Annotated in this window: 19 protein-coding genes; 13 read left to right on the forward strand and 6 right to left on the reverse strand. The window is 67.3% G+C overall.

Annotation, left to right across the window (positions count from 1 at the left end):
- The first annotated feature begins 87 nt into the window (after positions 1-87).
- Positions 88-558, forward strand: coding sequence for a hypothetical protein (locus tag ACFPN5_RS03270; protein WP_379780067.1), 471 nt, complete (start codon positions 88-90; stop codon positions 556-558).
- On the opposite strand, the gene ACFPN5_RS03275 is transcribed toward ACFPN5_RS03270, so the two are convergent.
- The gene (locus ACFPN5_RS03275; RefSeq protein WP_379780069.1) at positions 551-1,696 is read right to left on the reverse strand and encodes an acyltransferase family protein; all 1,146 of its coding nucleotides are present in this window, start codon (positions 1,694-1,696) and stop codon (positions 551-553) included. The genes ACFPN5_RS03270 and ACFPN5_RS03275 overlap by 8 nt on opposite strands.
- A gap of 105 nt (positions 1,697-1,801) precedes the next feature.
- Between ACFPN5_RS03275 and ACFPN5_RS03280 the strand changes: the two genes are divergently transcribed.
- The 3 genes from ACFPN5_RS03280 (at position 1,802) to ACFPN5_RS03290 (ending at position 6,007) form a co-directional block, all read left to right on the forward strand.
- Positions 1,802-2,785 carry a succinylglutamate desuccinylase/aspartoacylase family protein gene (locus ACFPN5_RS03280; protein WP_379780071.1) on the forward strand — a complete coding sequence of 328 codons (984 nt, stop codon included), beginning with the start codon at positions 1,802-1,804 and terminating at the stop codon, positions 2,783-2,785.
- Positions 2,786-2,848: 63 nt separating this feature from the next.
- Positions 2,849-5,689 carry a PAS domain-containing hybrid sensor histidine kinase/response regulator gene (locus tag ACFPN5_RS03285; RefSeq protein WP_379780073.1) on the forward strand — a complete coding sequence of 947 codons (2,841 nt, stop codon included), beginning with the start codon at positions 2,849-2,851 and terminating at the stop codon, positions 5,687-5,689.
- Positions 5,690-5,758: 69 nt separating this feature from the next.
- The gene (locus ACFPN5_RS03290; RefSeq protein WP_056340210.1) at positions 5,759-6,007 is read left to right on the forward strand and encodes a DUF3297 family protein; all 249 of its coding nucleotides are present in this window, start codon (positions 5,759-5,761) and stop codon (positions 6,005-6,007) included.
- A gap of 87 nt (positions 6,008-6,094) precedes the next feature.
- Here ACFPN5_RS03290 and sugE read toward each other — a convergent pair whose 3' ends face one another.
- Entirely contained in the window at positions 6,095-6,415 is a 321-nt protein-coding gene (gene sugE / locus ACFPN5_RS03295; RefSeq protein ID WP_379780076.1) for a quaternary ammonium compound efflux SMR transporter SugE, read from the reverse strand.
- A gap of 237 nt (positions 6,416-6,652) precedes the next feature.
- Between sugE and pepN the strand changes: the two genes are divergently transcribed.
- Both pepN and ACFPN5_RS03305 read left to right on the forward strand, forming a co-directional pair.
- Positions 6,653-9,307: an aminopeptidase N gene (gene pepN, locus ACFPN5_RS03300; RefSeq protein ID WP_379780079.1), complete on the forward strand. Its 2,655-nt coding sequence runs from the start codon at positions 6,653-6,655 to the stop codon at positions 9,305-9,307.
- Between the two features lie 7 nt (positions 9,308-9,314).
- The gene (locus ACFPN5_RS03305; RefSeq protein WP_379780081.1) at positions 9,315-9,980 is read left to right on the forward strand and encodes a hypothetical protein; all 666 of its coding nucleotides are present in this window, start codon (positions 9,315-9,317) and stop codon (positions 9,978-9,980) included.
- A gap of 16 nt (positions 9,981-9,996) precedes the next feature.
- On the opposite strand, the gene ACFPN5_RS03310 is transcribed toward ACFPN5_RS03305, so the two are convergent.
- Positions 9,997-10,371, reverse strand: coding sequence for a hypothetical protein (locus ACFPN5_RS03310; RefSeq protein WP_379780083.1), 375 nt, complete (start codon positions 10,369-10,371; stop codon positions 9,997-9,999).
- 87 nt (positions 10,372-10,458) lie between these two features.
- Here ACFPN5_RS03310 and ACFPN5_RS03315 point away from each other — a divergent pair, with 87 nt between their 5' ends.
- The 4 genes from ACFPN5_RS03315 (at position 10,459) to ACFPN5_RS03330 (ending at position 14,004) form a co-directional block, all read left to right on the forward strand.
- Positions 10,459-11,313 carry an endonuclease/exonuclease/phosphatase family protein gene (locus ACFPN5_RS03315; protein ID WP_379780085.1) on the forward strand — a complete coding sequence of 285 codons (855 nt, stop codon included), beginning with the start codon at positions 10,459-10,461 and terminating at the stop codon, positions 11,311-11,313.
- Between the two features lie 87 nt (positions 11,314-11,400).
- Positions 11,401-11,847: an acyl-CoA thioesterase gene (locus ACFPN5_RS03320; protein WP_379780087.1), complete on the forward strand. Its 447-nt coding sequence runs from the start codon at positions 11,401-11,403 to the stop codon at positions 11,845-11,847.
- Positions 11,848-11,969: 122 nt separating this feature from the next.
- The gene (locus ACFPN5_RS03325; protein WP_379780089.1) at positions 11,970-13,136 is read left to right on the forward strand and encodes a DUF1565 domain-containing protein; all 1,167 of its coding nucleotides are present in this window, start codon (positions 11,970-11,972) and stop codon (positions 13,134-13,136) included.
- 238 nt (positions 13,137-13,374) lie between these two features.
- A complete protein-coding gene (locus tag ACFPN5_RS03330) occupies positions 13,375-14,004 on the forward strand; it encodes a 1-acyl-sn-glycerol-3-phosphate acyltransferase (protein WP_379780091.1) in 630 nt (209 codons plus the stop codon).
- 132 nt (positions 14,005-14,136) lie between these two features.
- Here ACFPN5_RS03330 and ACFPN5_RS03335 read toward each other — a convergent pair whose 3' ends face one another.
- The 3 genes from ACFPN5_RS03335 to ACFPN5_RS03345 form a co-directional block, all read right to left on the reverse strand.
- A complete protein-coding gene (locus ACFPN5_RS03335) occupies positions 14,137-14,682 on the reverse strand; it encodes a GNAT family N-acetyltransferase (protein WP_379780093.1) in 546 nt (181 codons plus the stop codon).
- A 153-nt stretch (positions 14,683-14,835) separates the two neighbouring features.
- Positions 14,836-16,470, reverse strand: a complete 1,635-nt coding sequence (locus ACFPN5_RS03340) for a SulP family inorganic anion transporter (protein WP_379780095.1) — start codon at positions 16,468-16,470, stop codon at positions 14,836-14,838.
- Positions 16,471-16,547: 77 nt separating this feature from the next.
- Positions 16,548-18,017 (reverse strand): diguanylate cyclase, encoded by a 1,470-nt coding sequence (locus tag ACFPN5_RS03345; RefSeq protein ID WP_379780097.1) that lies wholly within the window; start codon positions 18,015-18,017, stop codon positions 16,548-16,550.
- 178 nt (positions 18,018-18,195) lie between these two features.
- Between ACFPN5_RS03345 and ACFPN5_RS03350 the strand changes: the two genes are divergently transcribed.
- The 3 genes from ACFPN5_RS03350 to ACFPN5_RS03360 are packed head-to-tail and all read left to right on the forward strand — an operon-like array spanning position 18,196 to position 20,520.
- Positions 18,196-19,182 (forward strand): SDR family oxidoreductase, encoded by a 987-nt coding sequence (locus tag ACFPN5_RS03350; protein ID WP_379780099.1) that lies wholly within the window; start codon positions 18,196-18,198, stop codon positions 19,180-19,182.
- Between the two features lie 24 nt (positions 19,183-19,206).
- Positions 19,207-20,283 carry a non-homologous end joining protein Ku gene (gene ku / locus ACFPN5_RS03355; RefSeq protein WP_379780101.1) on the forward strand — a complete coding sequence of 359 codons (1,077 nt, stop codon included), beginning with the start codon at positions 19,207-19,209 and terminating at the stop codon, positions 20,281-20,283.
- Positions 20,284-20,286: 3 nt separating this feature from the next.
- Positions 20,287-20,520 (forward strand): hypothetical protein, encoded by a 234-nt coding sequence (locus tag ACFPN5_RS03360; protein ID WP_379780103.1) that lies wholly within the window; start codon positions 20,287-20,289, stop codon positions 20,518-20,520.
- Positions 20,521-21,041 lie beyond the last annotated feature (521 nt).

Here is a 21,041-nt window from a genome sequence, read left to right on the forward strand (position 1 = left end):
TGGGCGCTCGATGGATCGCCCTCTCCGCGCTTGCGCGCGCGCTTGCGTTACACTTCCGGGAATGCGCCCCTCCTGCCCCCCTCTTCCATGCCTTTGACTCCGATCCTGCTCGATTGGCTGTCGCGTGCCAGCCATGCGCTCGGCTTCGAGACCATCGACCGTTTCCCGGCCGGCCACCCGTATGCGCGCACGCGCTGGGACCGGGCGTATTTCGACATCGCCTCCGACCTGAAGCCCGATGCCATCGAACGCAGCCTGTGCGAATCGATCGCCAACACGCCTTCGGTGTTCGTCCACATCCTCAACCCGACTCCGAGCATGCAGCGCACCCTCCTGGGCGTGATCGACACGCGCCTGCGCCGCACTTGCGGGGCGCCATCGGACCTGGTGGCGCTGTTGATCGAGGCTTACCGCAGCCCGCACACGATCGAGGCGCGGCCCGGCCTGCGCGCGGCCATCGAAGCGACGAAAGGGCAGGACATGCGCGAGCGCGTGCATGCGACCCTCGCTTTCCTCGGCGCGATGCCGGCCGCTTTCGACGTCATCGACGTCAACTAAGCCGAGGGCTGAATTCCGGGCGACGCGCCAGGTTGCTCGGAAAGCGGCGCTCGCGCAGCAGCATGAAGGGCGTCTCGACCAGCCGGTACAGCAGCCAGCCGGACAGCACGCTCGCCGCCAGCAAGGCCAGGATCGCCGTCAGGCTCTGCGGTCCATAACCCAGTTCCCAGAGCAGCCCCGCGCCGATAGCGCACACGCCCCGGTGCGCCAGGTAGATCGCATACGACCAGAGCGCGAGGGGCCCTGCCCCCGGCACGCGCAGGTCGCGCAGCAGCGAGCCGTTCGACAGGGCCGCGAGGATCAGCAGGCCGAAGCCGAGCGCCAGCAGCGGGTAGCCGAACACGGTCGACGCAAAGCTGTAGCGGTCGCCCAGCAGCAGCCAGAAGGCCGGGACAGTCACCGCGATACCGGCCACCAGCCAGCGGTTGCCGTGCTCCGTCAATCGGGACCACAGGGCGGCATGGTGGTTCTTCAGCAGCGCCAGCGCCACGCCGGCCACCAGCTCGTCGAGCCGGCACAGGCTCGAGTAATAGATGAGCTTGTAATAGAACCAGGTCCCATACTGTTTTCCATCGACGTGTTCGAACCAGAGATGCGCGCGCAGCAGCATGCCACCCGTGAGCACGAGCGCAATCACGATCCAGGCGGCCGATACCCGCAGCCGCAGCGTAACCCCGAACAGGGCCAGTGCCGGCAACAGCAAATAAAACTGCTCCTCGATCGCCAGCGACCAGCTGTGCGAGAAGGCCGTGCCCGGCGCCAGCCCGAGGTTCTGGGTGAAAGTCAGGTAGCGCCACAGCGGCGCCAGCGGGGCCCCTTCGCGCCACGCCGGCCACAGGAAATAGATGGCGAGGATGACGAAGTAGTTAGGCAAGGTGCGCAGCAGGCGCCTTGCGTAGAAGTTTTTCAAGGACAGGCCGGGCTCAAGCTTCATCGCCGCGAAAATCTGGTTGCCGATCAGGTAGCCCGACAGGGCAAAGAACAGGTCCACCCCGACCCAGCCGATCCGGCTGACCCAGCCGAAGGTGTGATCGTCGTTCGAGACGAACAGCGTGTAATGGTGCAGCACCACGAGCGTGACGGCGAGCGCACGCAAGGTGTCGAGGCCGTGCAGGCGACGGCTGGGCGATGTGGTCATGGAATACACAGGCAAAGAACGTGGCGGATGATGCCATGCAGCGCCCACATCGGCCAAGGTTTCCCGATAAAATGGCGGCACCGAAATTTCCTTGGATCACGACGCATGAGCTCCGCACCCAACCTGCAATTCAAATTCGTCAACTATACCGGGATGAAGGAAGGTCCGAGCGTGATCATCATGGGCGCCACCCATGGCAACGAAATCTGCGGCACGGAAGCCATCCGGCGCATCATGGCCGAACTCGACAGCGGCACGCTGCGCATCGATGCCGGCAGCGTCACCTTCGTACCGATCGTCAATCCCCTCGCCTATGCCAAGAACGAGCGCAATGGCGACCGCAACCTGAACCGCAACCTGTTCCCGAAGGATGATCCGCAAGACTTCGAGGACCGCATCGCCAACTGGCTGTGTCCGCTGCTGGCCCAGCACGACGTGCTGCTCGACCTGCACTCGTTCAACGCCGCGCATGGCGAGCCCTTCGTGATGGTCGGCCCGGCCAACAACGATGGCCCGCTGGAACCATTCCGGCATGCGGACAAGGAACGCGCCCTGGCGCGCCGCCTCGGTGTGCGCCGTTTCGTGACCGGCTGGATGGCGGCCTACGGCGGGGGCGTGCAGCGCCGCACACGCAACACCGGCGGCAACGCCGCGGAACTCGAAACCGTGCTGCGCTACGGCGTCGGCACCACCGAATTCATGCGCACGACCGGCGGCTACGCCCTCACCCTGGAGTGCGGCCAGCATACGGACCCGAAAGCGCCGGAAGTGGCCTACCGCGCCATCATGAACACGCTGGCCCACCTCGGGCTGATCGACGCGCCGCAGCCGGAACCGGTGCCGTTCGAGGAGATGGAAGCGCTGCAGATGGTCGTGGTGCACGACAAGCAGGACGCGCTCGATGCCTTTATCAAGCCCTGGGCCAGTTTCGACGCGGTGGCTGAAGGCGAACAGATCGGCACCCGCGCCGACGGCACGCCGGTCGTGGCCGAATTTTCAGGCCGGATCCTGTTCCCGGACGCGAAAGCCGGCGCCAACTCGGAGTGGTATTACCTGACGCGTCCGAATCCAGGATTCGGACGCGACTGACCGAGAACGCCACTGCGCCCGAGAAGCTGCTGCAAGGCGAATACAAACAATAGGGGTCCGCACGTGCATCACAGTTTTCCTGACGTATCGCCCTTCCATGCGCTGTTGAACGGCATCGACTGGACCACCTCGCCACTGGGGCCGGTGGCGCTCTGGCCGCTGTCGCTGCGCGCCAATACCGACCTGATGCTCGGCGCTGGGGTGCCGATGTCGATCGTCTGGGGCCCGCGCCGCCTTCTGCTCTACAACGAGGCCTACACCCGGTTCCTCGGCGAAAAGCACCCCGGGGCGCTGGGCCGTCCGCTGGACGAGGTCTGGCCCGAGGTCTGGGACCAGATCGGCCCGCTGGTCGACCGCGCGCGTGCGGGCGAAGCCTTCCATCTCGAAGACCTGCCGCTGCCCATCGAGCGCAGCGGCAAGCTGGAACCGGCCTGGTTCACCTTCTTCTATTCCCCGCTGCGCGACGATACCGGCGAGCTGGCCGGCATGTGCAGCACCGTGGTCGAGACCACCAGCCGCGTGCTTGCCGAACAGCGCGTGCACCAGCTGAATCGCACCCTGGAAGAGCGCATTGCCACGGCGACCGCCGACCTGGGGCGCAGCCAGTCGCACCTGCAGTCGCTGTTCGAGCAGACCGCGGCCGGCATCGCCGAAACCGACCTGCATGGGCGCATCCTGCGCGCGAACCGGACCTTCTGCCAGGTCGTCGGCCGCAGCGCCGACGAGACCATCGGCCAGACGCTCGAGACCCTGATCCACGCGGACGACCTGGCGGAAAACCTGGAACTGTTCCGGCGCATGCTCGCGACCGGCGAGCCGTTCGAGATCGAAAACCGCTACGTCCGGCCCGACGGCAGCGCGGTCTGGGTGGCCAAGGTGGTGACGCCGATCGTCGAACCGGGCGCGAATGCACCGACCAGCATCATGGCCAATGTGGTCGACATCACCCGCCGCAAGGAAGCGGAGATGCTGCTGCGGGCGAATGCCGAGCGCCTGCACCTGGCGCTCGATGCCGCCAGCCTCGGCATCTGGAGCTGGGACGTGGCCGACGAATATCCGCGCTGGGAAAACGACCGCCTGTACGAGATGGTGGGCGTGCCGCGGACGGACGCGCCGGTCGATGCCGTGCGCCTGCTCGCCGAATTGATCCATCCGGACGACATCGCCCCTTACCAGGCGGCGATGGCGTGCACGCTCGAGACGGGCGAACCCTTCCATTTCGAAGGCCGCTTCCATCGCGCCTCGGACCGGGCGCTGCGCTGGTTCGAGTTTACCGGCGCCCTGCACCGCGACGAGGACGGCCGCCCGCTGCGCATGGTCGGCACCACGGCCGACGTCACCGAGCGCCGACTCGTGCAGGACCGGCTGACGCTGCGCGAGGAGCGCTACCGCACACTGCTCACATCGATCGACGAGGCGTTCTGCGTCGTCGAACTGCTCTTCGACAGCCATGGCGTGGCGGTCGACCACCGCGTCCTGGAGGCCAATCCCGCTTTCGAGCGGCATACTGGCCTGGTCGACGTCGTCGGCAAGACCGCGCGCGAACTGATGCCCGGTATCGAGCCGAACTGGCACGAGGTCTATGCGCGCGTTGCCGGCAGTGGCGAACCGGTGCGCATGGTCCAGTATGAAGAGGCGATCGGGCGCTGGCTCGATGTGTTCATTGCAAGGGCCGACGCCGCGCCCGGCAACCGGGTCGCCGTCGTATTCCGCGACATCACCGAGCAGCGGCGCGCCGACGAGGACTTGCGCGCGCTGGCGGCCGACCTGGCCCAGGCCAACGCGCGCCAGAACGAATTCCTGGCCACCCTCGCGCATGAACTGCGCAATCCGCTGGCGCCGATCAAGACCGGCCTGGACCTGATGCGCATCAGCCCCGGAAATGCCGCCGCCGTGGCCAAGGTGCGCGACATGATGGAACGCCAGATCAACCACCTGATCCACCTGGTGAATGATTTGCTGGACCTGGCCCGCGTGCAAAGCGGCAAGGTCGAGCTCAAGAAGGCGCGCGTGGCCCTGCAGGAAATCGTCGGCAACGCGGTCGAGACGGCGCTGCCGCTGGTGGAGGGCAAGCAGCACACGCTGCAGGTGCGGCTTCCCGAGCACCCACTTGTCCTCGACGCCGACGCCAACCGGCTGGCGCAGGTCATCGGCAACCTGTTGACGAATGCGGCGAAATACACGCCGCCGCGCGGCACCATCACGCTGTCAGGGTGGCAGGAGGGCGATACGGTGCTGGTCGAGGTGGCCGACAACGGCATCGGCCTGCCGCCGGAGGCATTGCCTTCCCTGTTCGAGATGTTCAACCAGGACCGCCACGGGATGGACTATGCGCAGGGAGGGCTGGGCATCGGCCTGCACCTGGTGCGGCGCCTGACCGAGGCGCACGGCGGCAGCGTCGGCGCCAGCAGCGCGGGCCTGGACCGGGGCAGCACCTTTACGCTGCGCCTGCCGCTGGCGGAGGGTCAGGAAACCGGCCCGGCAACCGCAGCGTCGGCGGGCGTGCCCGCAGGCGGCCGGCGCGCCTTGCGCATCCTGGTGGCGGACGACAACCAGGATGCCGCCGAGCTGCTGGCCCAGCTGCTGCAGTCGCAGGGCCACGAGGTACGGGTCGTCCACGACGGCGACGCCGCGCTGCGGGCCGCGCAGCTGCAGGCGCCCGACCTGGCCCTGCTCGACATCGGCATGCCGGGCATGACCGGCTATGAAGTGGCAATCGCGATGCGCCGCCTGCCCGCCCTGCGCCACACGGTACTGGCGGCGGTCACGGGCTGGGGTGCGCAGCACGACCGCGCGCTCGCGCGCGAGGCCGGCTTCGACCATCATATGACCAAGCCAGTGGGTTTCCAGAGCCTGGACCGGCTGCTGGCGGGAATCAGGGTGGGGAACCAGGCGGCGGGCTGAGGGGAACGCCGAGGCGGCGCAACAGCGCGGGCGTTGTACGAGTGGCGGTTCTGGTGGATAATTCGCTCCATGAACGATACCGCAACCCTCCCCCCGCTCCCAGACCGGCTCTCGATCGACCCGAGCAGCCCTTTCCACAACCGTGACGTGTTCCAGCACGACGTCGGCATCCGCTTCAACGACAAGGACCGCCACGACGTCGAAGAGTACTGCCTCAGCGAAGGCTGGATCAAGGTCGCCGCCGGCAAGACGCTCGACCGCAAGGGCAAGCCGATGCTGATCAAGCTCAAGGGCAAGGTCGAGGCCTTCTACCGATAAGCATTCGGCGGCGCGGCCACGCGAACCGGTTTTTTCGAAAAATGCAGACGGCGCTGTGAGGCGCCGTTTTTGCGTGTACAGCCCGCTTTATGCCGGCGTCAGCAGCTTCAGTCCCGCGATCCCGAGCGCAATCAGGCCGATCGAGCCGATCCGCATGGCGCCGGCGGGCTCCCCCAACATCACCATCCCGAACGCGGCCGTGCCGATGGTGCCGATGCCGGTCCAGACCGCATAGGCCGTGCCCAGCGGCAGGTGGCGCAAGGCCAGGCCCAGCATGCCGACGCTGAGCAGCATCGCCAGCAGCGTAAATGCCGTCGGGATCGGCCGCGTGAAGCCCTCCGTATATTTCAGACCGACCGCCCACGCCACTTCCAGCAGCCCCGCCACCACCAGGTAAATCCAGCTCATCTCGACCTTTCGCGGATTGCTCGCTTTGAAAAATGGCGGCGAGTATAGCACTGCGCATTCAGCCGTGTCCCGCGCACCATATATCACGGGTATGCAAGCGCTGCGTCCTGGCGCACCCACGGGGCGTCAATCCATTTTTGGCCTGCGTTTTCCTGCTGGAGCAAGCGTTGCACTCATGCTATTCTTGCGCGATTCGCATCCTGCCCTCTGCCGGCGGCGCCCCTCTGAGGAACTACCTTGAATACATTCGCACCTCGCGTCATGGCCCTGGCCATTGCTTCCGCCCTTGCCTTCGGCGCCACCGCCCAGGCCGCTACTCCTGTCCGGGCCGAGAACGCCTACCTGTCGCAACAGGACGCAGCAAGCCGTTCGGCGCGTGTCTCGAACGTCGATTACGCGCTCGAATTCACGCTGACCGGCAAGCCAAGCTTCAGCGGCGTCACCACCGCAACCTTCGACCTGGCGGACAACGCCTCGCCGCTGACGATCGACCTCGACAAGGCAACCGTGAAATCGGTGACCGTCAACGGCAAAAAGGTGGACGCGAAGTACAACAACTGGTTCATCACGATTGCCGCCGCCGACCTGGCCAAGGGCCGCAACACCGTCGTCATCGCCTACGAGCGCCTGCACAGCACCAACGGCGAAGGCCTGCACCGCATGGTCGACCCGGCCGACGGCCGCGTCTACACCTACTCGCACTTCGAGCCGGCCGCTGCGCACCAGATGTTCGCCGTCTTCGACCAGCCCGACCTGAAGGCCACCTACCAGGTTACCGCGACCGCCCCCGCCGACTGGCATGTGGTCTCGACCACGCGCGAAACGGCCGTCGAAAACGCCGCGGTCGGAACCACTGCGATGCGCCGCTGGGTGTTCCCGAAGTCGAAAAAACTCAGCCCGTACAACTTCTCGCTGCACGCCGGCCCCTACAAGGTATGGGAAGACAAGACAGGCAAGTACCCGATGCGCCTGTTCGCGCGCCAGTCGGTGGCGGCGCAGGTCACGCCCGAAGACTGGTTCCGCTACACGAAGCAGGGCCTGGCCTTCTTCGACAACTACTTCGGCATCCCTTACCCGTTCGAGAAATACGACCAGCTGCTGGTGCCGGACTTCCTCTACGGGGCCATGGAAAACGCCGGCGCGATCACCTTCGCCGAGGCGCGATTCCTGCACAAGGCGAAGATGACCGACGCCCAGCGCCACTCGCTGGCGTCCGTCATCATGCACGAGATGGCGCACCAGTGGTTCGGCGACCTGGTCACCATGCAGTGGTGGAACGGACTGTGGCTGAACGAAAGCTTCGCCTCCTTCATGGGCACGCTCGCGACCGCTGAATCGACCGAATTCAAGGGCGCCTGGCAGAACTTCTACTCGACCGGCAAGCAGGCCGCCTACGTACAGGACCAGAAGGTCACCACGCACCCGATCGAGGTGCCCGTGCCGTCGACCCTGAACGCTTTCGACAACATCGACGCCATCACCTATTCGAAAGGCGCATCGACCCTGGTCCAGCTGCGCCACCTGCTGGGCCCCGACACCTTCCGCAAGGGTGTCCATAACTACCTGACCAAGTATTCGTACAAGAACGCGAAACTGGAAGACTTCATCGGCAGCCTGGGCGAGGCGGCGGGACGCGACCTGTCGGGCTGGACGCGCGAGTGGCTGTACGAGGCGGGCGTGAACACCATCGCCGCGAATTTCACCTGCACCAACGGCAAGATCAGCGCCTTCACGCTGCAGCAGAGCGCGCCGAGCCGTGCGCTGCCGACGCTGCGCGAACAGCGCGTGCAGGTGGCGACCTTCAAGCTCGACGGTGGCTTGACCTCGCTGCAAACGGTGCCGGTGACCTACAAGGGCGCCACGACCCGCGTCCCTGCCCTGGTCGGCACACCCTGCCCGGACCTCGTGTATCCGAACTACCAGGACTGGGGCTTCGTGAAGGTGCAGCTCGACAAGCGCTCTTTCGGCACCGCGCGCGACAACCTGGCGAAGGTCGACGACGCCCTCCTGCGCACGATGCTGTGGCAGAGCCTGTGGGACGGCGTACGCGACGGCAAGTTGCCGCTGAACGAATTCATCAAGACCGCGCTCGTCAACGCACCACTGGAAAAGGACTACACCCTGCTGGGCGACGTGCTCGGCAAGGTCGCCCTCGCCCGCGAATATCTCGACCTGATGGGACTGAAGTCGGCCTGGGCCAGGCAAACCCGTGCTGCGCTCGAAGACATGGCGTGGAAGGGCGTACTCGCGTACAAGGGCAACGACAACTTCCAGCGCCGCTGGTTCAGCAGTGTCGTGAGCCTGGCCAGTACCCCGGCCGCGCTCGACCGGCTGGCCGGCATCCTCGACGGCAATGCCACGGTCGAGGGCCTGGCGATCAACCAGGACCTGCGCTGGGCGATCATCCGCCAGCTGAACCGCTACGACCATGCGGGCAGCGCGGCGCGTATCGACGCGGAACTGAAGCGCGACAACTCGGACGCCGGCCAGGCCGCGGCGCTCGCCGCTACCGTCAGCCGTCCGGATCCGACAGTCAAGGCCCAGTGGCTCGGCACGGTGGAAGACCTGAAGACGGAGCTGCCGTTCTCGAAGGTGCGTACGGCGATGGGCAACCTGTACCCGGCCGGGCAGAACGGGCTGGGCGAAGAGACCGCGGCCAAGCGCCTGGCGCAGTTGCCAAGCCTGGACAAAGCGGCCGGCCCGGTCTACATGCGCGCGTATGCCAATTCCCTGATCCCGGCCAGCTGCACGCCGGCCAGCGTCAAGCGCCTGGACGCGGCCGTCGCCCGGATGAAGGAGCTCTCGGCCGGCACCCGCCGCGCCCTGCTCGACGCGCAGCAGGAAGACCAGCGCTGCGTGAGCATCAAGCAGGCGATGACGGCAGCGAAATAAGCTGCGCATGAGGGGCAGCGCCGCGCATTCCTTCCCCAGGCGCCCTCTGGCGCCGCTCGCGCTCACCCTGGGCCTGCACCTGCTGCTGGTGCTGGCCTGGATGAATGGCGCGTCGCCCGGCCTGCAGCGCGAGCTGGCCGAACGGGTTTCGACCTTCGTGCTGGTGCAGCCACTTCCTGCCTCCAGGCCGAAGCCGTCAACGAGCGCCGCTGTCCCGCGGCCGCGCGCACGCCTGCCTGTGCCTGTTCCGGTGCCGGTGCAGGCATCCGCGCCCGTTGCTCCTGCGGCGTCCGAAGCGGTCGACGCGGCACCGCTGCCCGATGCGCCGCCTGCCCCGTCGCCGGCGCTGCCGGGTGACTTGCTCGCCTCGTCCAGGCGCATGGCCGGAGGCGTTGACCGCGCACTGCGCAATGGCAGCAGCCCCATCACGGCCGAGCCGGACCGCAAATGGGAACGCTTCGCGACCGCCTTCGCGGCCGCGCGCACCAGTGTCTACCGGGACACGATCCTTGAAAGCTATACCGCGGGGGATGGGGTCACGATCTACCGCAAGACCGTCGGCGACCGGGCGGCCTGCTACCGCAGCGGCAGCGCCGGCGGGCTGGGGCCGGCGGACGGCCATTCGGCCGGGAATATCCGCTGCCCGACCGGGGCGAGCTGGACGCGGCTCTGAGGGACGGGGACGCCGGTTACGGCTTTCGTTCCCGCCCCTGCCCTACCGTACGCCCGGCAGCGGGCACGCACAGCTCCGCCACCCTCCGCCACGCTCCCTCCGCAGCGCAACCTTCGGGCGGCGACTGCCGGAACAGTGCGCCAAGCCCGAGCGGCGCCACGTCGTTCACGCGCACATCGCGGCCGATCGGCAGGCACACGGCGTCATGCCATGCCGCGGCGTAGCCGCGCGGAGTCGGCAAGGGTCCACGCAACTGTACGGCGGCCTCCTCGCACTCGGCCCGCGTACGGTAGACGCCGCGCAGGCTGCTGCCCTCGAGCGTGACCTCGAGGTGCAGTTGCAGGTACAGCAGCAACACGATCGTGAACATGCCTGTTTGACGCGGCCGCACGCCTCCCGGTTCGGCGCGCACGCCTGAGGTGGATCAGGCCCGGCGCCGTTGTGGCGCTTAGGCTGGGCCAACCATGAAAGGACAGCCATGCCCAAGCTGATTACCTGGAACATCCAGTCCGCCCGCAGCCCCGATGGGAGCGCCGACCTCGGCCATGTCGTCGGCACGCTCGACCGCTTTTCCGAGTTCGACGTGCTCTGTTTGCAGGAGGTGGCCTGCGGCTTCCAGGCGCGCGACGGTACGCGTATCGAAGACCAGTTCGCCGGCCTGGCCGCGCGCCTCCCGGGCTACAGCGCCAGCTGGGCTACCCCGCTCGATACGCTCGCGCTTGATGGCGCCCGCTGCCGCCTGGGAACGGTCGTGTTCTCGCGCTATCCCGTGCTGCAGGTGCTGCGCCACTCGCTGCCGTGGCCGGCGGACCCCGGGGTGATGAGCATGCCGCGCGGTGCCCTCGAACTCACGCTCGGCACCCCAAGCGGGCTGCTGCGCGTGGTTTCGGTCCACCTCGAATATTTTTCGGCGCTCCAGCGCAGCGCCCAGGTCGACCGCCTGCGCGAACTGCACCGCGAAGCCGTCATGCACGCGCACACCCCGCGGCCGGGACCGGCGGACCGCAGCGCGTTCGCGGCTGTTCCACGCGCGGCGCCTGCCGTCCTGATGGGGGACTTCAACATGCTGCCCGATTCGCTCGAGTACGCCCGCCTGCTGGCGCCCTTTACGGACGGCACGCCGGCCCTGCGCGACGCCTGGCACCTGGCCCATCCGGGGCGGCCGCATGCACCGACCGTCGGGCTGCATGATGCCGCGCCCGACGCCGGTCCGCCCTTCGCTTTCGATTTCGCCTTCGTCAGCACCGACCTCGCTGGCCGGGTGCTGCGTTTGCAGGTCGACGGCGCCGCGGCCGGGTCCGACCACCAGCCATTGCTGCTCGAACTCGGCTAGGCATACGGCCGGGCGGGCACCGGCGAGCAGCCTCAAGCGGCTAGAATGGCGCTTTCGGCGTGCGCCGCCTGTTTGGAAGGAACCGATTTGACCTGGGATTATCCGCAACCGTTTACGCTGCCGCTGGCGCCCGGCCCGGACGACATCGACGGACTGAACCACACGAACAATGCCGTCTACGTGCGCTGGTGCGAGCAGGTCGGCTGGGCCCATTCCGAGGCGCTCGGCCTGGGCATCGACGACTACCGCCGCCTCGACCGCGCGATGGCGATCCGGCGCGGCGAATACGACTACATCCTGCCCACGTCGCTGGGCGAACCGCTGCTGCTGGCGACCTGGCTGGTGGGCGGCGACGGCAAGTTGTCGATGGAGCGCCGCTTCCAGCTGGTGCGCGCGGGCGATGGCGCGACCGTGCTGCGCGGCCGCTGGGAACTGGTCTGCATCGACATCAGCGGCGGCCGCCCGCGCCGCATGCCGCCGGAATTCGTCGCCGCTTATATGTCCCAACTCGTGCGGCAAGTCGTGCCGGGCTGAGGCATGCATGGGCTCGTGCGATGCACCTTGCGTCCCCTCAAAGGCAAACTTGAGTGAACCGGGCCGGGCGACATTCGCGCCGGGAGACACTTGAATGGTGTCCGCCGTCCACAAGGAACGCCATGTCCCGCCCAGCCGTTCGCCCTGCAAACCCCATTTTCGCAGTGCTGTTCTGTGCCTTCCTGCTCGCGCCGGGCGGCTGCCGCATGCGCGACGGCTCGTCCGAGCAACTGGTGATTCCCGAGGTCGTGCGCACCAACCTGTACGTCGCGCCGGGCGGTTCCGACGCCAACCCGGGCACCCAGGCCGAACCCTTCCGCACCATCAAACGCGCGGCGCAGGTCGTCACCCCCGGCACCACGGTCTATGTCGCCCCCGGCCAGTACACCGGGGGCTTTCGCACCACCGTCAGCGGCACCCTGGAAGCGCGCATCATTTTCCAGTCGATGGAGCGCTGGGGCGCCAAAATCGTCCCGCCGCTCGATTCGAGCACCACCAGCGCCTGGGACAACCGCGGCAGCTTCGTGGACATCGTCGGATTCGAGGTCGACGGCACCCACTACCAGAGCGGCAACAAATGGCTCAGCGGCATCTATAACGGCGGGTCGCACAACAGCATCCGCCAGAACCACGTGCACCACGTCGGGCTCGACGTGCCCTGCGAGAGCAATGGCGGCTCCGGCATCGGCGTGGACAGCTACTACAAGGGCAAGCACGCCGAGGTCATCGGCAACAACGTGCACGACATCGGCCCGGCCGACTGCCGCTACCATCACGGCATCTACGTCAGCACCCAGGCCCGGGTGCGCAACAATGTCGTCTACCGGGTATCGGGCGCGGGCATCCACCTCTGGCACGATGCGCACCGGGTCGACATCACCGGCAACACGGTGTCGACCTCCGGCCTGGGCATCGTCGTGGGCGGCGGCGACTTCTACTATTCGAAAGGGCCGAACGACCATACCGTGGTGGCGAACAACATCGTGTTCGACAACAAGCACGGCATCCTCGAGCAAGGTGCGACGGGCGACAACAACCGCTACGAACACAACCTCGTGTTCCAGAACGCCATCAACGACTGGCGCCTGTCGCCCGGGCGCCAGCACGTCGGCACCATCACGGAGGCGCCGGCCTTTGTCGAGTACAGCCGTACCGGCACCCCGGACTTTCGCCTGACGGCCAAATCCCCCGCCATCGGCAAGGGCGCCGCGCTCGATCCCGAGCAGGACTTCCAGGGCAAGCCGCGCACCAAGGCTACCGGCTACGACATCGGCGCCTTCCAGCACTGAGAGCACTGAGGCCCTCGCCCGGGTTCCCGGCCCGGGCGAGGGCTGTCCACAACGCGCCAACCCACCCCGCGCCAGCGCTTCCGCCTTACAACAGATCAGCGCTTTTTCCTTGTCGCTGTTGCCGTGCCGCTATAAAATCCTCGGCTTTGTTTTGTGTCCGCCAAGTTTATTTTCTTGTGCGAAAGACAAACGGCGAACGAGACCCACCGCGGCCCGCGGCAGGCGAGACGGAGAAAACATGAGTGACCACCTGCTGCGCGCTGCGGCTTTGCCCACCCGCGGCCAACGCACTGCCCTGCGCCTGCTCAACCTGTTCGGCTGGAACCTGCGTTACAAGCCGCTACCGGGCCCGCACGGCATTGCCGTCGTCTATCCGCATACCTCGAACTGGGACTTCCCCATCGGCCTGCTCGCCAAGTGGGCGCTCGGCCTGCCGTTCCGCTGGCTGGCCAAGGATTCCCTGTTCCGCGGCCCGATGGGCGCGGTCATGCGCTACTGGGGCGGCGTGGCCGTCGACCGGCGCGCGCCGATGGGCGCCACGCGCATGCTGGCCGACCGCATGCTGGGCGAAAAGTGGTTCTGGGTGGCGATCACGCCGGAAGGCACGCGCGGCTATCGCCCGCACTGGAAAAGCGGCTTCTACCACCTCGCAACGGTCGCCAAGGTGCCACTGCTGCTGATCTCCCTCGACTATGCCGCCAAGGAGCTGAGCCTGGTCGACGTCGTCCACCTGAGCGGCGACCAGGACGCCGACATGGCGGCGATCGCCGCCGTCTACCGGGGCAAACAGGCACTCTACCCGGAGCACGCTGCCCCGATCCGGCTTGCGCCTCCGCATTCCGGCCCCGAGCGCCGCAAGCGCGCCTGAGCGCCTGACAAGGCCCTTATGGCTGCGTTGCTTTCGTCTCGCCGTACTGTCCTACTGGCTTCGCGATGTCGCCTCCCGTCAGCGCCTTGCCCTGAGGGCCTTGTCAGGCGCTCCGAGCGTTCTCAGGTGCAATCACGCGCGCAGCGCTCCCTGGCGCTCGCGTACGAACAGTGTTTTGTAATAAATCGCCGTGGCGCGCCAGGCGCCGCCCGGCGTCGCGCAGTATTCCGGCAGTTCGCCTACCTTCGTATAGCCGAGCCGCGCGTACAGGGCTTCGGCGTTTGACCCGGCTTCGGTGTCGAGGAACAGCAGGCCGCGCCGCAGCGCCAGCGCCTGCATTTCCGCCGCTGCCATCAGGGCCGTGGCGACCCCGAGCCGACGCGCGCCGCTATGCACCAGCAGCTTCTGCACCTCAGCCCGGTTGAGGCCGTTCGGCTTGGTGCACAGGTCGAGCTGCACCGTGCCCACCATGACATGGTCGCGCCAGCCCACCAGCAGGATGCGCGTGCCGGCCGCCACGGCATCCTGTACGTCGCGCCAGTAGGCATCGGCCGCATCCTCGCCGAGCGGCATCACGAAACCGACCGACGCGCCGTGCGCGACGGCGTCCAGCAACAGCCCGCGCAACTGCGCCCCGTGCGCAGCCACGCCAGGGGCGTCGAGCATTCGAACCTGCATGTCCTGTTCTCCCGGATTGTCCTGGCTGGAGAGTTTGCAGGAATCGTGCCCGCTTTCCAAGCCAGCAGCTGGCGAAAGACGCACCAGCCTGGTGCAGGTTTTGGTGGAAGCGAGCGCCCGTGCACCAGAAGTGAGCGCCAATGCACCGCGCCCTCACGTGCCGGCCAGGTCATCCCAGGCCATTGCCGTACTCAGGTACAACTTGCCGCCCAGCGCACCGAGCAGGTCGCTGTGCTTCAGCCGGTCCATGACCGGTCCCTTGACCTCGGCCAGGTGCAGCTTGATCCCGCGCGCCGCCAGCATTGCGTTCAGCTCGCCCAGGGCAAACAGCGCCGAGGTATCGATCGCGTTCACCGCCGACAGCACCAGCACCAGGTGGCGCGTGTCGGGGCGTGCCGCCAGCTCGTCCTCGATGCGCTCGTTGACCGCCTCCACATTGCCGAAGAACAGCCCGGCATCGACACGCAGCAGCAAGAGGCCCGGCGCAGTGTCGGCCGAATAGCGTTCGACATTGCGGAAATGCTCGGTGCCGGGAATGCGCCCGAGCACCGCGATATGGGGCCGACTGGCGCGCCAGATCAGGGCGCCCATCGACAGCGCGACGCCGATCACGACCCCGGCCTCGACACCGAGCGCCAGCACCCCGCACGCAGTGGCCGCCAGCGCCGCCGCGTCGGCGCGGTCGTAACGCCAGCTGGTCTTCAGGGTGCTGGTATCTAACATGCCGATGACGGCGACGATGATAGTGGCCGCCAGCGCCGGCAGCGGCAGCAAGGCCAGCCAGCCGGTGGGCAGGAGCAGCGCCAGCGCCAGCAGCGCGGCCGCGAGCAGGCTGGCGAGCTGGGAATTCGCGCCCGCCGCGAAGTTCACGGCCGAGCGCGACATGCTGCCGGTAACGGGAAAGCCGCCGGTCAGCGCGCTGCCGATGTTGGCGGCGCCCAGGCCGATCAGTTCGTAATTGCTCTGCAGCTTTTCGGCACGCTTGAGGGCGAGCGCCTGTGCGCCGGACATGCTGATCAAAAATACCATGAAGCCGATCAGCAAGGCCGGCTGCACCAGCGCCTGCCAGTGACCGTGTGAAGCGGCCAGGTTCAGCCCCGGCAGCCCGGCCGGCACCGTCCCGACCGTCCTCACGCCCAGCGCGTCGAGCCCGAGCACCGGCACCAGGGCGGTCGCGCCCAGCACCACGACCATCGGCGCCAGCTTCGATCCGATGTCGGCGGCGTCGGGCGACAGGCCGGCAGTGCGCAGCACCGGCGCCAGGGCGCGGCGCGCCAGCAGCAGCAAGGCAAGCGACGCCAGCCCGAGGACGGCACTCGGCACGTGGAGCGTGAACCAAGGCGCGCCCAGCAGGGTCGGCACCTGGCCGAGCGCGATGACGACTGCCGAACCGATGGTGAAGCCGCTCATTACCGGGCGCGAGAAGAAGTTGGCGATGAAGCCGATGCGCAGCAGGCCGCAGGCCAGCAGCACCAGGCCCGACAGCAGCGCCAGCTGCGCGGCCAGCACCGTGTAGAGCGTGCTCCCCTGGCTTGCGAGCGGCGCCAGGCTCGACGCCGTCATCAGGGAGATGATCGCCATCGGCCCCACCGATTGCGTGCTGCTTGTGCCGAACAGGGCGTAGAGCACGGGCGGCAGGATGCTGGCGTACAGGCCGACCACCGGCGGCAAGCCGGCCACGATGGCGTAGGCCATGCCCTGCGGGATCATCATCATCGCCACCACCACCCCGGCGCTGATGTCGCCAGGCAGCATGGCGCGCCGGTAGTGCCTCAACCAGTGCAGCATTGCTCGTCCGTTTCAAAAGCGCAAGGGTAGCACGGGCGGGCGAGCCGATACCCAGCGGGCCGGACGGACGGCACTCGTTACAGCATCGCCAATTCGACGCAGTTGCGCCCTGCCCGCTTGGCGCGGGCCAGCGCCGCGTTTGCGCGCACGGTCAGGGAGTCAGCGCTTTCCTGGTCGCCGAGCTGGGCCACGCCCAGGCTGATGGTGACCTGGTCGACGCCCGGCATCTCGGTCTGCTCGATGGCGGCACGCAGCTTCTCGGCCATCTTGAGGCCGTCGATCGCGCTCGTGTGCGATGCGATCACCTGGAATTCCTCGCCGCCCGAGCGCACCAGCACGTCGCTGGCGCGCACCAGTTTCTGTGCGACCTCGGCAACCGTGCGCAGCACCATGTCGCCGACCGGATGGCCGTAGCGGTCGTTGACCGTCTTGAAGCGGTCGATATCGAAGGCGATCAGCGCCAGCGGCAGCCGGTAGCGGCGCGCGCGCTTGATTTCCGTTTCCAGCAGCGCCTCGCCGTGGCGGCGGTTGGCGACCGAAGTCAGCGCGTCGCTGGTGGCCAGGCGCGTCACCTGCGCCAGCATTTCCTCGCTTTCGCGGTTCAGGTCGGCCAGGCGCAGGCCGCCGGCCGCCAGGTCGGCCACCTCGGCCAGTGCGTCGAGTTCGATGCGCGAGAAGGTGCGCGCGGCGCGGAACGACAGGCACAGCGAACCGCGCGGCGTGCCCGGACCATCCGACGGAATCGGCAAGCCCAGTACCATCCCGATGCCGTGCTCGCGCAGCGCTTCGGCAAGCAGGGGTTCGCCCGATTTTTCCGGCGCATCCAGGAGCGCGACCGTGTTCGCGCTGGCCGCCAGCAGGCCCGGGAAGGCATGGCGCAGGGGCGACTGCAGCAAGCGGTCGCCGCGGCCGAGCAGGCGCGCCAGGTTCAGGCCGCGCTCGCCGTACTGCGCCTGCAGGCGCAGGTCGCCGCCCGGCTGCAGGTGGAACAGCGCAGCATGCGCCACGCCCGGCCAGCCGCACAGCGCGCGGCACAGGCGCTCGGACATGGCGCCGAGCTCCTCGCCGTCGCCGATCGCCTCGCGCACCTGCCGGCGCAGGTCCTGCAGGCCCTGCTGCTCGCGTTCACGCGGAGTGAGCTCGGGGACCGGGGTGCAGCCCGCGCGCAGGCGCGCCGCGACCGTTTCCTGCAAGACCTCATCGGGCAGGGGCGCGATCGCGTACTCGACCGGGCCGCAGGCCATCAGCGCCGCCAGCCAGCGGGCGTTCTCGAACGGGCACAACACCAGGGTCGGCGCCCCTCCCCGCGCGGCGACCAGCGCGGCCAGGCCGTCATGGTCGAGCCCGGGGTCGAAGCGGTCGAGGTCGATGACAAGGAGGTCGGTCTGCTCCGTGGCCAGCACCTCGAGCGCGGCGTCGGCGCCATCGGCCAGGCGCAGGCGCCCGAACTGCGCGCCGCACAGGGCCTCGAATTCGGCGCGGCGCCCGGCTGCCGGGTTGACGAACAGCCCGGTCGGGGCGTCTCGCTGATGGGCCTGCTGGGGCATGGTGCTCTCCTTGAGATGCAATTGGTTAAAAAACGATGCCAATTTTGACACAATTACCCCTGTCCGAACAGGCGAAATGGCATTACGCCGCGACAAGGCCGCGACGAAGTGCCGCGCTGTGTGTGGAACCGCACCGTCGCCAGGCGAGCCGCGGCCGATACTGGGCCGGACCCGAACTATGCAACGTAAAGGAAGCGTGATGGCCAACCAGGACGATGTAGCGAAGCACCAGCAGGCAATCCAGAACCGCCAGGACCAGCTCGACGCCAGCGCGGGCGCGCAGGAAAGCGACGAGCCGGTCCAGATCGGCGCCGAGCAGCCGGTGCCGCCCATGCCGGCCCAGCACCTCGCCAAGCCCGGCCTGGAAGCGCAGATGGACGTCAAACCGCGCTTCATGGCGGAAAGCTACAAGGGCAGCGGCAAGCTCGAAGGCCTGGCCGCGATCGTCACCGGGGGCGACTCCGGCATCGGCCGCGCCGTCGCGGTGCTGTTCGCGCGCGAGGGCGCCGATGTCGCCGTCCTCTACCTGAACGAACACGAAGACGCCGCCGAGACCCAGCGCTGCATCGAAGCCGAAGGCCGCCGCTGCGTGACCATTGCCGGCGACGTCAAGGACATGGACTTCTGCCAGCAGGCGGTCGATACGGTCGTGGCGCAATGGGGGCGCCTGGACGTGCTGGTGAATAACGCCGCCTTCCAGATGCACGCCAACTCGCTGCTCGAGATCACCGAAGAGCGCCTGGACGAAACCTTCCGCACGAATATCCACGGCTACTTCCACATGGCCAAGGCCGCCCTGCCTTACCTGAAGCGCGGCGCGGCCATCATCAACACCGGCTCCGTCACCGGCATCAAGGGCTCGAAAATGCTGCTCGACTATTCGTCGACCAAGGGCGCGATCCACGCCTTTACCATGTCGCTGGCGGCGAACCTGCTGGACCAGGGCATCCGCGTCAACTGCGTGGCCCCGGGCCCGGTCTGGACCCCGCTCAACCCGGCCGACCAGTCGCCGGAAAAGATCGTCCACTTCGGCGAGAGCACGACCTACGGCCGCGCGGCGCAGCCGGAAGAACTGTCGCCGGCCTATGTGTTCCTGGCCTCGAACGCCTGTTCGAGCTACATCACGGGCATCGTCCTGCCGGTGACCGGCAGCGTCGGCGAGTAAAAAATAAAACAAGGAGGATCGGCCATGGCACGCAGCATGTGGAAGGGAGCGATCAGCTTCGGGCTGGTGCACATCCCGGTCGAGATGTACCCGGCGGTGAGCAACAATGGGCTCGACCTGCATATGCTCGACCGCCGCGACTTCTCCCCGATCGGCTTCAAACGCTACAACAAGAACACCCAGAAGGAAGTCTCCTGGGACGACATCATCAAGGGCTACGAATACACCGACGGCGAATACGTCGTGCTGTCGGACGAAGACCTGCGCCGCGCCAACCCGGAGGCGACGCAGACGATCGACATCCTCGCTTTCGTGGACGCCGAAGACGTGCCGCTCATTTACTACGACCAGCCCTACTACCTCGCCCCCGGCAAGGGCGGCGACAAGGTGTACGCGCTGCTGCGCGACGTGCTCAAGCGGGTTGGCAAGATCGGCATCGCCCACGTGGTCATCCGCGTCAAGCAGCACCTGGCGGCCCTGGTCTGCGTCGGCGACACGATCGTGATGAACACCTTGCGCTATGCCGACGAGATCCGCGATCCCGGCGAACTGAAGATCCCCGCCAAGGACGCGAAGAACGCGGCGATCACGGACAAGGAGCTCAAGATGGCGATGGCCCTGGTGCAGGGCATGAGCGAGGACTGGGCCCCGGAACAGTACCACGACAGCTACCGCGAAGACGTGATGGCCCTGATCGAAAAGAAGATCAAGGCCAAGGAAACCAAGACCATCACCATGCCGGACCCGGACGAGAAACCGGCCAAGGCCACGAACGTGATCGACCTGGTGGCGCTGCTGCAGGCCAGCCTCGGCAAGAAGCCGGGCGCCGCACTCGACGACGACGAGGACGAAGACGACGACGAACCGCCGCCGCCGAAACGCGCGCCGAAGCCGGCCGCGAAAGACGCCGACGACGACACGCCGGCGCCGCGCGCCCGCAAGGTGGCCGAGCGTGATGTCGAGGAGCGCGAGGAAGTGGCTGCCAGCGCCAGCAAGCCGAAGCGCGCGGCGGCCAAGCCGGCAGCAAAAGCCGCGGCGAAATCGGCCAAAGCCGCGCCGGCCGCCAAGGCAGCGCCCGTGCGCCGCAAGAAGGCGGCATAAGGGATGGACGAATTCCTCGATTTTTTGCAGTGGCCTGCGATGGCCGTCAGCCTGTACGCCGCCTTCCTGATCGGCTCGAAAAAATCCGGCAAGCGCATCCTTGGCTTCTGGACCTTCATCCTCAGCAATGTGCTGTGGATTATCTGGGGCCTGCACGACGAAGCCTGGGCCCTGATTTCGCTGCAGGTGGCGCTGATGGCAATGAACGTGCGTGGTATCTTCAAGAACGAATCTTGAGAAGCGAGAGCCTGCGTCGCGCCCGCCAGGACGGTAGGCGCGGCGCAGGGTCATTTGAAACAGCAGCGTTTGGCTGCTCACCAACGGAGGTAGGTATGCGTAAGATGATCATGATGGCAATTGCCGGCTTTATCTGGAAAAAAATCCAGGCCCGTATGTTCACCAGCGGCCACGTGCAGAAGACGACGCGCCGTTTTTGATGTGAGGATGTGATGCGTGTTCGGGCGCGACGTGCTGCGGCACCTCCCGCCCATTTCCATTGGCACGCACAAACCCGTAGGGGTCATTGAGGCCAATGGCCTCAATGACGGGTTCACCGGGCGGCTCCACCCGGCAGTCGGCATGCACGCTGCTTAAGTGCCGCCCACGCGTTCAACCATCCGTTGATCGGTCGCGAGGCTTCACAAGCTGGTTGAACGCGTGGGCGGCAGTCGGGCCGCAGTCACTCGTCCTCCCGGGTGTAGCCGCACACCCTACGGGTCCGGGCACCCTTATCGATCGGTGTCTGGTCCAATGGCAGA

It is taken from the genome of Massilia niabensis (assembly GCF_042655085.1).
Lineage (GTDB): Bacteria > Pseudomonadota > Gammaproteobacteria > Burkholderiales > Burkholderiaceae_D > Telluria > Telluria niabensis.

Coding starts and splice junctions, on each gene's coding strand:
- ku (WP_379780101.1), top strand. CDS start 19,207: ATGGCACGCAGCATGTGGAAGGGAGCGATCAGCTTCGGGCTGGTGCAC.
- ACFPN5_RS03325 (WP_379780089.1), top strand. CDS start 11,970: ATGTCCCGCCCAGCCGTTCGCCCTGCAAACCCCATTTTCGCAGTGCTG.
- ACFPN5_RS03350 (WP_379780099.1), top strand. CDS start 18,196: ATGCAACGTAAAGGAAGCGTGATGGCCAACCAGGACGATGTAGCGAAG.
- ACFPN5_RS03340 (WP_379780095.1), bottom strand. CDS start 16,470: ATGCTGCACTGGTTGAGGCACTACCGGCGCGCCATGCTGCCTGGCGAC.
- ACFPN5_RS03275 (WP_379780069.1), bottom strand. CDS start 1,696: ATGACCACATCGCCCAGCCGTCGCCTGCACGGCCTCGACACCTTGCGT.
- ACFPN5_RS03270 (WP_379780067.1), top strand. CDS start 88: ATGCCTTTGACTCCGATCCTGCTCGATTGGCTGTCGCGTGCCAGCCAT.
- ACFPN5_RS03290 (WP_056340210.1), top strand. CDS start 5,759: ATGAACGATACCGCAACCCTCCCCCCGCTCCCAGACCGGCTCTCGATC.
- ACFPN5_RS03335 (WP_379780093.1), bottom strand. CDS start 14,682: ATGCAGGTTCGAATGCTCGACGCCCCTGGCGTGGCTGCGCACGGGGCG.
- ACFPN5_RS03305 (WP_379780081.1), top strand. CDS start 9,315: ATGAGGGGCAGCGCCGCGCATTCCTTCCCCAGGCGCCCTCTGGCGCCG.
- ACFPN5_RS03345 (WP_379780097.1), bottom strand. CDS start 18,017: ATGCCCCAGCAGGCCCATCAGCGAGACGCCCCGACCGGGCTGTTCGTC.
- ACFPN5_RS03360 (WP_379780103.1), top strand. CDS start 20,287: ATGGACGAATTCCTCGATTTTTTGCAGTGGCCTGCGATGGCCGTCAGC.
- ACFPN5_RS03330 (WP_379780091.1), top strand. CDS start 13,375: ATGAGTGACCACCTGCTGCGCGCTGCGGCTTTGCCCACCCGCGGCCAA.
- sugE (WP_379780076.1), bottom strand. CDS start 6,415: ATGAGCTGGATTTACCTGGTGGTGGCGGGGCTGCTGGAAGTGGCGTGG.
- ACFPN5_RS03315 (WP_379780085.1), top strand. CDS start 10,459: ATGCCCAAGCTGATTACCTGGAACATCCAGTCCGCCCGCAGCCCCGAT.
- ACFPN5_RS03280 (WP_379780071.1), top strand. CDS start 1,802: ATGAGCTCCGCACCCAACCTGCAATTCAAATTCGTCAACTATACCGGG.